Origin of the sequence: Pectobacterium hainanensis (genome assembly GCF_046237015.1) — a bacterium.
Classification (GTDB): domain Bacteria; phylum Pseudomonadota; class Gammaproteobacteria; order Enterobacterales; family Enterobacteriaceae; genus JBJYIN01.
Map to the genome: position 1 here is coordinate 1 of NZ_JBJYIN010000049.1, position 279 is coordinate 279.

A 279-nucleotide genomic window follows, 5' to 3' on the forward strand; every position below is an offset into this window, starting at 1 on the left:
TGTTTTATCATTATGAGCTTCTGATTGTGCAATTTCATTTTCGTGGTGGGGGAAAGTTAAATCCTGTCCGCCAGCGTGAATATCAATAGTATCTCCTAAATGCTCACGAGCCATTACAGAACATTCAATATGCCATCCTGGACGGCCATTGCCCCAAGGACTTTCCCAGAAAATTTCTCCTGGCTTCGCTGCCTTCCATAAAGCAAAATCCAATGCATCGTCTTTTTTCTCGCCAGCTTCAATACGAGCACCGATTTTTAAATCATCTACTGATTGATG

The 279-nt window shown here is 42.3% G+C and carries 1 pseudogene; it reads right to left on the reverse strand.

The features are described from left to right. Nucleotides 1–279 (reverse strand): annotated as a pseudogene (gene cysS / locus ACKPVM_RS20470) (cysteine--tRNA ligase); the annotation flags it as partial.